Annotated in this window: 7 protein-coding genes and 2 pseudogenes; 6 read left to right on the top strand and 3 right to left on the bottom strand. The window is 58.9% G+C overall.

Annotated features, from left to right (window positions below):
- The 5 genes and pseudogenes from ACFO3E_RS17080 to ACFO3E_RS17060 all read left to right on the top strand — a co-directional run.
- Positions 1-253, top strand: a pseudogene (locus tag ACFO3E_RS17080) (lipoyl synthase); the annotation flags it as partial.
- A 187-nt stretch (positions 254-440) separates the two neighbouring features.
- Positions 441-827 carry a VOC family protein gene (locus tag ACFO3E_RS17075; RefSeq protein WP_380806617.1) on the top strand — a complete coding sequence of 129 codons (387 nt, stop codon included), beginning with the start codon at positions 441-443 and terminating at the stop codon, positions 825-827.
- Between the two features lie 425 nt (positions 828-1,252).
- Positions 1,253-1,714 (top strand): Lrp/AsnC family transcriptional regulator, encoded by a 462-nt coding sequence (locus tag ACFO3E_RS17070; protein WP_380806614.1) that lies wholly within the window; start codon positions 1,253-1,255, stop codon positions 1,712-1,714.
- Between the two features lie 17 nt (positions 1,715-1,731).
- Positions 1,732-1,887, top strand: a pseudogene (locus ACFO3E_RS17065) (Lrp/AsnC family transcriptional regulator); the annotation flags it as partial.
- A 61-nt stretch (positions 1,888-1,948) separates the two neighbouring features.
- Positions 1,949-2,299: an Lrp/AsnC family transcriptional regulator gene (locus ACFO3E_RS17060; RefSeq protein WP_380806627.1), complete on the top strand. Its 351-nt coding sequence runs from the start codon at positions 1,949-1,951 to the stop codon at positions 2,297-2,299.
- Between the two features lie 933 nt (positions 2,300-3,232).
- Here the strand turns inward: ACFO3E_RS17060 and ACFO3E_RS17055 are convergent.
- The 3 genes from ACFO3E_RS17055 to ACFO3E_RS17045 form a co-directional block, all read right to left on the bottom strand.
- Positions 3,233-4,873 carry a carboxylesterase/lipase family protein gene (locus ACFO3E_RS17055; RefSeq protein ID WP_380806612.1) on the bottom strand — a complete coding sequence of 547 codons (1,641 nt, stop codon included), beginning with the start codon at positions 4,871-4,873 and terminating at the stop codon, positions 3,233-3,235.
- A 73-nt stretch (positions 4,874-4,946) separates the two neighbouring features.
- Positions 4,947-5,486, bottom strand: coding sequence for a carboxylesterase family protein (locus ACFO3E_RS17050; RefSeq protein ID WP_380806609.1), 540 nt, complete (start codon positions 5,484-5,486; stop codon positions 4,947-4,949).
- Positions 5,483-6,346, bottom strand: coding sequence for a carboxylesterase/lipase family protein (locus tag ACFO3E_RS17045; RefSeq protein WP_380806607.1), 864 nt, complete (start codon positions 6,344-6,346; stop codon positions 5,483-5,485). Before ACFO3E_RS17045 ends, ACFO3E_RS17050 begins: the two co-directional genes overlap by 4 nt.
- Positions 6,347-6,823: 477 nt before the next feature.
- Between ACFO3E_RS17045 and ACFO3E_RS17040 the strand changes: the two genes are divergently transcribed.
- The gene (locus ACFO3E_RS17040) at positions 6,824-10,285 is read left to right on the top strand and encodes a glycosyl hydrolase (protein WP_417765091.1); all 3,462 of its coding nucleotides are present in this window, start codon (positions 6,824-6,826) and stop codon (positions 10,283-10,285) included.
- Positions 10,286-10,368 lie beyond the last annotated feature (83 nt).

Raw genomic sequence — 10,368 nt, 5'->3', positions numbered from 1 at the left:
CATGGACGACATGCGCTCCGCCGACATCGATTTCTTGACCATGGGCCAATATCTGCAGCCGACCCCGAAACATGCCAAGGTGATGGAGTTTGTGACGCCGCCTGCGTTCAACGCCTATGCCGCGATTGCGCGCGCTAAGGGCTTTTTGCAGGTCGCGTCCAGCCCGCTGACCCGTTCCAGCTATCATGCGGGCAAGGACTTTGCGGAGATGCGCGCGGCGCGTGAGGCGCAACTGGCCAAGGCAGCACGCTGAACCAATGCGAAAGCAAAATGTGAATTGCCTCCTTTGCTCAACAGTCAACATCGTCCTTCCGGCCGGCGCTGCATGAGATCTGGCGCCCGATGCGATCAAGATCGTCACTGATACCAGAATAATATGTGCTGATAATTTAAGTGTTCAGATTATATTTTACTGCAGACAACAACTGAAGGAAAGAAAGATGTTCAGTCACGTTATGGTCGGTGCGAATGATATTGAGGAATCGAAGACGTTTTACGATGCTATTTTAGCAACTTTGGGGGTTCCGCCCGGATTCATAGATGATAAGGGCCGCGTTTTCTATATCACGCAAGCTGGGATCTTCGCGATAAGCAAGCCCATCAACGGAGAACCCGCCACGTTCGCTAATGGTGGAACTATCGGATTTGCCGCTAACTCACCAGAACAGGCTGATGCTTGGCATGCAGCAGGACTAGCCAACGGCGGCTCAACTTGTGAGGACGCCCCCGGTGTACGTGAGGGCGGTGCAAAATTGTACTTGGCCTACCTGCGCGATCCGGCAGGCAATAAAATTTGCGCGCTTCACAATATGCAAGCTGACGCTTGAAAAGCTGGGGAGCGCTCCTTGTCCGGGCGCTCCACTCAATGATCCCCTGATGGCCAGCATACCCTAATTAATCCCGAAAGCAGGGACTTAGCGCGGCGCTTCACAAGCATAGGTCCGGCACGAACTATGGTCGCCTACCCTTCTGGAACGGACCAGCTGTCCGCCTTACAGGCTACTCCATTTCAGCGCCGTCGCTTCAAGCCCAGTCGCTCCGCCTGAAAAAATATTCTGCTTATTTGTTTTGATCCAAATCTACGAAGTGAGCTCGGAAATAACCATCGAGGATAGTGAAATTCGTAATCGGAAAATCAATCTACATCCAATGTAGCCCCACACCAATTACTCGCAATCCGGTGCGCCGCACCCACATCTAGAAGTTAACATTTCTCGAAGCTATCAGGCCAGGCCGTGGGAGACTCTACGAGATGCGCATAAGAAATGGCCGTACCTCATCTGGACCTTCCCTGTCCCAGCTCGACGAACAGATCATCGCTGTTTTGCGAACGAATGGCAGGGCTAGCAACCAAGAAATTGCTGAGCAATTATCGGTTTCAGCAGCGACAATATCGGCGCGGCTGCAGAGGAGGGAAGAGGCCCGCGCAATGCGCGTGGTCGCCGTTTCTGATTTTGCAGCATGGGGCTATGATGTCATCATCGCTGTCGGGGTGCAGGTGCAAGGGCGCGACGCTCATGAGGTGGGAAGCGAGCTTGCAAAATTCCCCGAGGTCCTGAGCGGCAACGTCATGAACGGGCGTCATGATCTGGAGTTGCTGGTAGCACTTCACGACTTCGCAGAGGTCCAGGAATTTCTCTATGAGCATATTTCCCGGGTCGAGGGCGTTTCGCAGATCGATTCAGGTGTAGCGGTCGACATTCTCAAATATTAGTTCAACGTGGTGCCACTATGACAAATATGAGCCAACATAAGCTGGACCCCATCGATCGACAAATTGTGGACATATTGTCGCACGATGCGCGCGTTTCGAATGGCTCGATCGCAAATAAGCTGGTGATTACAGAAGGCACCATCCGGCAGCGGATCAAGCGGCTTCAGAAGGACGGATTGATCCAGTTCACAGTCGTCACCGATTTTTCGCATGGCTGGCTCTCCCAATCTTTGCATGATGGGGATCGATGCCGATCCCTCACGTGTAAGCGCGATAGCGGAGGAGTTAAGGCAAATTCCCGAAATCAATTGCGTCGTGTTGCTGTTGGGCCGCTTCAATCTCCTAGCGATGGGACTGTGCACAAACATCGAGCAGATTGATCACTTGGTAAAAGCAAGGATCAGGACTTTACCAGGGGTGCAGCGGGTGGAAACGGCCATTTTCGTCCATAACCTGAAATATGAGGCGGGCGTCGCCAAGATCATGCGGAGAGCAGAGCATGCCGAAGATCTGGCCTGTGAAGCCTCACGGCTCCCAAATAGCAGACGGAAGCGGTCAGCGCGAAAGCATGCAGCTCCTGTCTAGCCCCAGGTCCAGGCATACGGGCCAAAAAGCGGCATATCATGATGGGCTTCCACCCTTGAATAGCTCGAGAAAGCGTGGCGGTGCCGTGCTTGTAAAGTCATTCAGCTAGGCAGATCATACGCCCTCAACTCATACGAGGAGCGCGCTAGGCAAGCCGGGAGCGAATCCCATCATAACGCAATGTTGGCCCTTATGATGGCTGGCACACTCATCGGCCAGGATGTGACAGGCCAATCACCTGCAATCAGGGAGGCAAGATAGCAGGTCGATATGATTTGCCGGATTAACAGTCGAGGCACTTAGGGATAGTCGCACCTGTTTAGGGTTGAGACTGGTTAGCTTCAATACGACTAAATGTAAGGACAAAAAGTGAAGGTAGCATGTCCAAGATGCCATCGCGTCGGCGTTCTTTCGCCGCCGCCGGCAAGAATCGCTAACGATACCGTACCTCTCCCAAATATTGAAGCACCCGAAGGCTTCGGAAAGTTCAGATCGGCTGGGATGGGGAGGTTTACCTTTACTGCCTAACTTGCTCAGTTGCAGCTATATTAATAGAAGAAGACACCTAATCCATCACTTATGCGATCGTATATCTATGCATAACGGCAGGAATTTATCCGCGGACGCGATAATGGCGTCCAGCTCATCGTCCCATTCGGTGCGGCATATATCGGTGAAGTGCCAGCCGTTTGGTGAGCCTGGACATCAGCTCGGAACGACATGCCCTCATACTGGGCGCCGCGACGGACGTGGGTTATCTCACTTAAGCATTCGTCCCAAACCAATTTGCAGATGTTATGAGCACCCAGGACGAGGAGCCCTGGCCCAAGCAGCGATCTCTTCCACGTGATGCTTCAGACGATCCGGACACCCCTCCGCCTTCGCTGCCACCCTCCCCTGCTACAAGCTACTCCATCCCGACCGAGGCCCTGTTCAGCTCAACTGACCCCAGACCTTCCGTTCAGCCGGCCGCGGATCATCTTCGACATGGCAGGTCGAATCTATGACCATCACAGGCCGTCGGCTGAGATCATAGGCGGGCCATTCCGGAACACCCGGAGCACTGGGCTTACCGGTTCGCGCGAAGCTGGCCCACAGGCGGCTCATGTTCGCGCCCGCCGCGATCCGTTCGGCTCGACTGCCCGCTAAGCGGCCTGCGACATTGTTAAATTTAACGGGGATATCGAGCGCATGAGCGGCGCCCATCTCTGCATCGACGCCGGGCATGGCCCGTCCGCCGCGCTGATAGGCGAAAAGGTAGCGAAAGACCGGGGCTCCGCCCTGCCGCAGCTTGCGTTCGGCAATGACGTTGGAACCGACTCCTGAAAAAGCGTCGCTGAAAACGGCAAAATAGAGATCGGTGGGTGTCGCTTCGGGCCGCTCGCTGCGATAGGCGGCCTCGATCGCATCTGCCCGGTCGCCGAAACGCTCACGCAGGCGCTGTTTCAGGCCCTCGCCGCTCAGCTTCCAGGCATCCGCGTCGCGCCGTTCGACGGCGAAGAACATCTGTTCATCCTGATTGCCGCCGACGATCAGCGGCTTGTCCCGCGACATGGTCGGGGCAACCGGATCAAAGGGATGGTGCGGCAGGATATGGCCGTCGACCACTGGCGCGAAGCCGCCGCCCCCACGTCCCACGCCCTGTCGCGGATCATCCGCTGCGGGCGCAGGTCCCCCAGCCGAGCGCCCGAGCGCAGTCTGCATTTCCAGAAGGCGGGACGCGGGTACGTTCAGCAGCTTGCGCCAGTCCCGGGGCGCAATCCCTAGTGTGGCGAGAAGCTGCCGCGTCGTTTCGGCCGCTGCGTCCTTTGTCATCATCCGCACGCCCGGGCCGCTTTCGATCGAGGCCTTGTGAAAATAAGCTGCCGCCTGCGGCATGGCGTAAAGACAGGAAGTCTTGGCTCCGCCGCCGGATTCGCCAAAGATCGTGACATTGCGCGGGTCACCGCCAAATGCCGCGACATTGCGGGAAATCCAGCGCAGTGCGAAGGCGATATCCTGCACACCCCGATTGCCAGACCCTGCATAGTCCCGGCCGGCGATCTCATCGAGGTAGAGGAAACCCAGCAGACCAAGCCGGTGGTTGGTCGCGACCACCACCACATCATTTTCACGAGCCAGATTGGCGCCGTCCTGCCCCGCGGCGCCACCAGATCCACTGGTGAAGCCACCGCCATGGCTGTAAACCATGACCGGCTTGCCCCGGCCACCGCCCGATGGTGTCCAGATGTTGAGGAACAGGCAATCTTCGGACGGCGCAGGCTCGCGAATGCCGAATGTGCCGCCACGCGGCTGCATGGCGGGAGCGCCGAGCTGCGTGGCGTCGCGCACGCCGGCCCATTTGGGCGGCGGGGGTGCTTCGCGGAAGCGGTTCGCGCCGGATACGGAACCAGCATAGGGAATAGCGCGGTAGATATCGACGCCATTGCGGCGCTCGCCCCGCAGCTTCCCCTGCCGGACCTCTGCGAAACAGGCTTCCGTTTCCCCCGCGGCGAGCGCGTTGGAAGCAAGCGCAATGCCCGCCAGCGCTGTTCCGCCGACCACAAAGTTACGGCGGTCGATGTCCATCGCCATCGTCTTTTCTCCTCCCGATGGCCCGGCTTTCCTGAATGCCCACCATCTATCAAGTTCCACAAGGGTTCGCAGATCAGGACGCCCAGGGATCCTTGCCCTGAACGGCCTTGCCCTCCTGGTTGAAATCCATGACGTCGTTCACCTTTGGGTTGAACGGTGCCCAGCGCGGTAATTCGCGTCCATTGGGATTGCCCGACTTTGCGAAGTCCACGACATAGCCGCTGATAATGTGCCCCATCTCCACGTCTCGCGGCGTGGTCTTCTCGCCATATTTGATGGCGGCATTATCGAGGAAGAATGGAATGTCGCTTGCATGCCATGCGCCCGACTTGGGGTTGCCTTGAGCCGGTGCGACGTAGGAAAAGCGGTAATGATAGACTGGCACGCCATGGCCTGTGATCGCCCCCGCCAGTCTGCGCGCGCCAGCAATCATCACACCCTTGCGCCCGCCAATGTCGGCACTGGTGGCGCCGATCATCACCGGGACGCGCGCGAAGGCGCCAGACTGATAGGCGGTGAGCGGCCTTACCGCCAGCTTGTCATCAGCGAAAGGCGATGAATGGGTGCGAGGACTCGTCGCGCGCATGCTCGACATGTTGAGTCCGTCGGTCACGTCCTCAGCCGGAAGAGCGCGCAGCCGGCCAGTGCCAGAGGATCATCGGCTGCGATGTTCTTCCGTCCTGCGAATGCAACACCAACCTGTTCTTCGGTGGCGAGATCGGTCCCCCCAACCAGGAAGTCTCCATCGCCGCCAGACATGACCACGGCCTTCTGAAACAGCCCCTTGCCCAAGGGTGAGGTCATCCAGTTGTTGACCGACATGCCGCCCGCGCTTTCCCCGACGATCGTGACATTACGCGGGTCGCCGCCGAACGCCGCGATATTTTTCTGGACCCAACGCAGCGCAGCCAGCTGGTCCATGTAGCCATAATTGCCAAGCAGTCCGCCGTCGGCATTTTCCCGCGACAGGGCTGGGTGGGCGAAAGTGCCAAATCGGCCCACGCGATAATTGAAGCTGAAGAACAGCACGCCCCTGCGCGCCAGGTTCGCGCCAGAATAGGTCGGCGGAGATGACCCGCCATTGACGAAGCCGCCGCCATAGATCCACACCATTACCGGCAGCTTGCCGCTGCTCTTCGCCGGACGCCAGATATTGGCATAAAGACAGTCCTCGGCGGGCGGCGTGCCAAGCGGCGCAGCGTCGCTGGGGAATGGCTTTTGCATGCAATCGTTGCGGTAGCTTGTAGTGGGCAGCACGCCTCCCCAAGCCTTGACCGGCTGGGGCGCGCGCCAGCGCAACTCGCCGACAGGAGGCGCGGCGAATGGTATGCCCTTCCAGCTCAGCACGCCGTCTTCTTTCGTACCCTGAACCTTGCCGGCGGCGGTTGCGACGACTTCGCCCACGGGCCGCGCGGCGGCGGAGGCTGCAGATAATATGAGCGCGGCGCAGCCGAGCGACCAGATTTTCCGCATATTCCCTCTCCTTGGTCCCTGATGGTGATTATACAAACCGCGCCAGCGCCTGCGCGACCTCATACGCGTCCGATCTCCGTTTCAGGCTATGGTTTCCGCATCCCGGCTTGCGAAAGAATGCACCTGATGGTTTCCAATGGGCACTGCAGCGCCCGCTGCGGCAATAGCTAAAGGATGTCTCAAGGCCCGACGGGCACGCTCCGTTGAAGGTCAAGTGGCGTTATCCCCATAATCGGTTGAATGGGTTCATGCCTACACTGTCTGCATCCCTACCGATGAGCAGGGGTGCACTCCATCCCAAATCTTCAAAGACGCTGTGCGCACGCTCGTGTTTGGATTGCAGTGGTAGCGTGGCCTCCTCTGCCCATTGTGAGGGTATTTCACATCACATGGGAGCGACAGCCGGGCGTTGATTATCGCGCCCGCGCTTTTAGTGCTCAGACCGCTCAGGCTTCCCTAATCAACTGGTGCCTGCGAATGTCGGCGGTTAGGCTGTGCGTCAAAACAAATAGCGTTCGGTATGAGGGTAGGATGGACAAATCGGCATCTTTTGCAACATTTCTTCTCTCCGGGACGCTCTTAGCGACCGCCGCTCTCGCCCAAGGTGCGCCGGAATGGACCGGCAATGCAGGTAAGACCGAAGCTCCGGCACCAAAAAATCTTCTGGCGGAGTTCTCCCATCCGCCGGCCAGCGCAAGGCCACGGGTCTGGTGGCACTGGATGAATGGCAACATTACCCAGGATGGGATCCGTAAGGATATCGCCTGGATGAAGCGTATTGGCATCGGCGGCATGCAGACGTTCGACGCCAGTATCGCCACGCCGCAAATAGTCGACAGACGGCTCGTCTACATGACGCCGGAATGGAAACAGGCCTTCCGCCTTGCGGCGCAACTCGCTGATCAAAACGATCTCGAACTGGGCATCGCCGCCTCCCCCGGTTGGTCGGAAACAGGCGGGCCTTGGGTGAAGCCGGAAGACGGAATGAAGAAGCTGGTCTGGAGCGAAACCATCATTCACGGTGGGGGGCAGCGGAGACGTATCACGATCGCGCCGCCGCCACGAGTGACTGGGCCGTATCAGGATATCGCACTTGCGAATCCTATGGCGGGCATGACCGCCAAGTCCAAGCCTGCGCTTGAACATTATGCCGACATCGCCTTGCTGGCCTACCCTGCCGCGGCGGCAACGCCCTCTCGGGCTAACGTCACGGATGGAGCAAAGCAGCCGATCGACGCTGCCCTGTTGGTGGATGACAGCCTTTCCACCGCCGTTGAGGCGAGCAGCGATGCACCGGGCAAGGCGCCGACGCTCAATGTTGCTTATGCACAGCCCCAAACTGTGCGCGCGGTCACCCTGTTCGTCACCGGCGGCACGAACATGTTCGGCGGCCGCTCCGTTCAACCTCGGCTGGAAGCGAGCGATGACAATCGCCGCTGGCGCAAGATCGCAGACCTGGACGTCAGCAAGGTGCCCACGACCGTAAGCTTCCCCGCGCAAACTGCCCGCTATTTTCGTCTCGTGCTGGATCCGGCGGCGCCATCTAGCACTATTGCCCAACTGGGCGAGCCTGCCCCCGGCGCTGATCCAGGTTTTCTGGGCACGCCACTTCCGCCGAGCAAGAAACCCGTAAAGGTCGCGATGCTACGTCTATGGGCGAACGACCGGATCGACCGCTTCGAGCACAAGGCAGGCTTCGAGCTAGCGCCGGACTATTATGCCCTAAGCCCCGAGTTGCCCGATGCAAAAGGAATAGACCCCGGCAAAGTGATAAATCTCACCGGGAAGCTGCGGCAGGACGGCATGCTTGACTGGTCGCCACCGAGGGGAACATGGCGGATTGTCCGTTTTGGTTACTCCTTGCTCGGCACCACCAATCATCCCGCCCCCGTAGAGGCGACCGGACTCGAAGTCGACAAGTTCGACGGGGAAGCCGTGCGCCGCTACCTGGAATATTATCTTCAGACCTACCGGGACGCAGCCGGTCCCGATTTGATCGGCCACCGAGGGGTCCGCGCGCTGCTCACAGATTCGATAGAAGCAGGCGCGGCGAACTGGACGCCCAAGATGGTTCAACAGTTCGTGCGCTTGCGCGGCTATGATCCAACCCCCTGGATGCCAGCGCTCACCGGCGAGATCGTCCATTCGCGTAGCCAGAGCGACAAGTTTCTCTATGATTTCCGCCGTACCATGGCGGAGCTCATTGCGTCCGAACATTACGGCACCCTCGCGCAGCTTGCACATGAGAATAAGCTGAAGGTTTATGGCGAGGCGCTAGAGGACAAGCGGCCCTCAATAGGCGACGATATGGCGATGCGCTCCTTCGCCGACGTTCCAATGGCAGCGATGTGGACCTATGGGGAAAAGGCGGGTCCCCGACCTACTCTGCTGGCAGACATCAAGGGTGCGGCGTCCGTTGCCCATATCTACGGGCAGAATATCGTTGCGGCTGAATCCTTGACCTCCATGCTCGCGCCGTGGGGGCATGCGCCCTCGGATCTGCGCCCGGTCATGGATCTTGAATTTGTCACAGGGATCAATCGCCCGGTGATTCACACCTCCGTGCATCAACCTTTGGACACGAAGGTTCCGGGCGTATCGCTTCTGTTTTTTGGCCAATATTTCAATCGGCACGAGAGCTGGGCGGAGATGGCGAAGCCTTGGGTCGATTATTTGACTCGATCTTCCTACCTCCTCCAGCAAGGCCGCCATGTTGCCGACGTCGCCTATTTCTACGGTGAGGAGGCACCGCTAACTGGCCTCTATGGCGAAAAGCCGGTAGCGGATGCGCCTGTACGCTACGCCTTCGACTTTGCCAATGTCGACGTGCTGATGAAGAGGCTTAGCGTTGAGGATGGCGACCTGGTGGCAGCGTCGGGGGCACGATACCGGGCGCTATATCTGGGCGGATCTTCGGCGAAGATGACGCTTGCCACGCTGAGGCGGGTCGCTGAACTGGTGGAAGCAGGCGCGACCGTCGTGGGTACACGTCCCAAAGGCAGTCCCCAACTTTCCGACGATCCGGAAGCCTATAACGCTCTTGCCGATCGCCTGTGGACCGGCCAGCCAGTCGCTACGATCGGCAAGGGCCGCGTGATCGACGGCAAGGACATCGAAGACGCGCTGCGCCAAATTGGCGTTGTCCCCGATTTTGCATATACAGCGCAGCATCCAGACGCCGAGCTTTTGTTCCTCCATCGCAAGCTCGACGAAGGCGACATATATTTTGTCAGCAACCGTAGGAAGCGGCAGGAGCGGATCGAAGCCCGCTTCCGTACTGTGGGCAAGGCCCCGGAAATCTGGCGTGCAGATTCCGGAAAGGTGGAGCCGCTATCGTACCGCGTCGAAGGGAATGTGACCGTTGCCACGCTTAGTCTGGCGCCGCAGGAAAGCTATTTCATCGTCTTCAGCAAGCCGGGCTCGGCGTCCTTCACGGCGCCTTCCCAACCCAAGTTTGAACCCATAGCCGAGCTTGATGGTCCGTGGTCGGTTTCGTTCGAGTCTCCTGTTAGCGCACCGCCTGCTCAGACCTTGTTCAAATTGGCCCCGCTTAACGAAAGCGACGACGCCTCGGTCAAATATTTCTCGGGTAGGTCTACCTACAGCAAGAGCTTTAGATTGCCGCGCGGCGTGCGTCCCGGTGCGCCGCTGCTACTGGACCTCGGCACGGTTGGTGATCTGGCTGAGGTGCGCGTCAACGGCAAGCTGCTCGCAACACTCTGGCACGCGCCGTTCCAGATAGATATCGGTAGTGCTACGGTGGCGGGTGCCAACCGGATCGAGGTGAAAGTTGCAAACCTTTGGGTGAACCGGCTGATCGGCGACGCGCAAAAGGGGGCGACGAAGGTCACCTACACCTCAATGCCGACCTACAAGCCTGACGCACCACTCCGCCCGTCAGGCTTAATCGGCCCTGTCACGCTTGCTGCGCAACCATGAGCGTGCTGGCCGAAAAGATAGAAGAAGCCGAGCATAGAGGAAAGCGGTATCAAGCGGCGCTTGCTTGACCGCCCCACCGGTGA

This window comes from Sphingobium tyrosinilyticum (assembly GCF_042654265.1).
Lineage (GTDB): Bacteria > Pseudomonadota > Alphaproteobacteria > Sphingomonadales > Sphingomonadaceae > Sphingobium > Sphingobium tyrosinilyticum.
The sequence above is the reverse complement of the archived record's forward strand: the minus strand, read 5'-3'. Positions and strand labels throughout refer to the sequence as shown.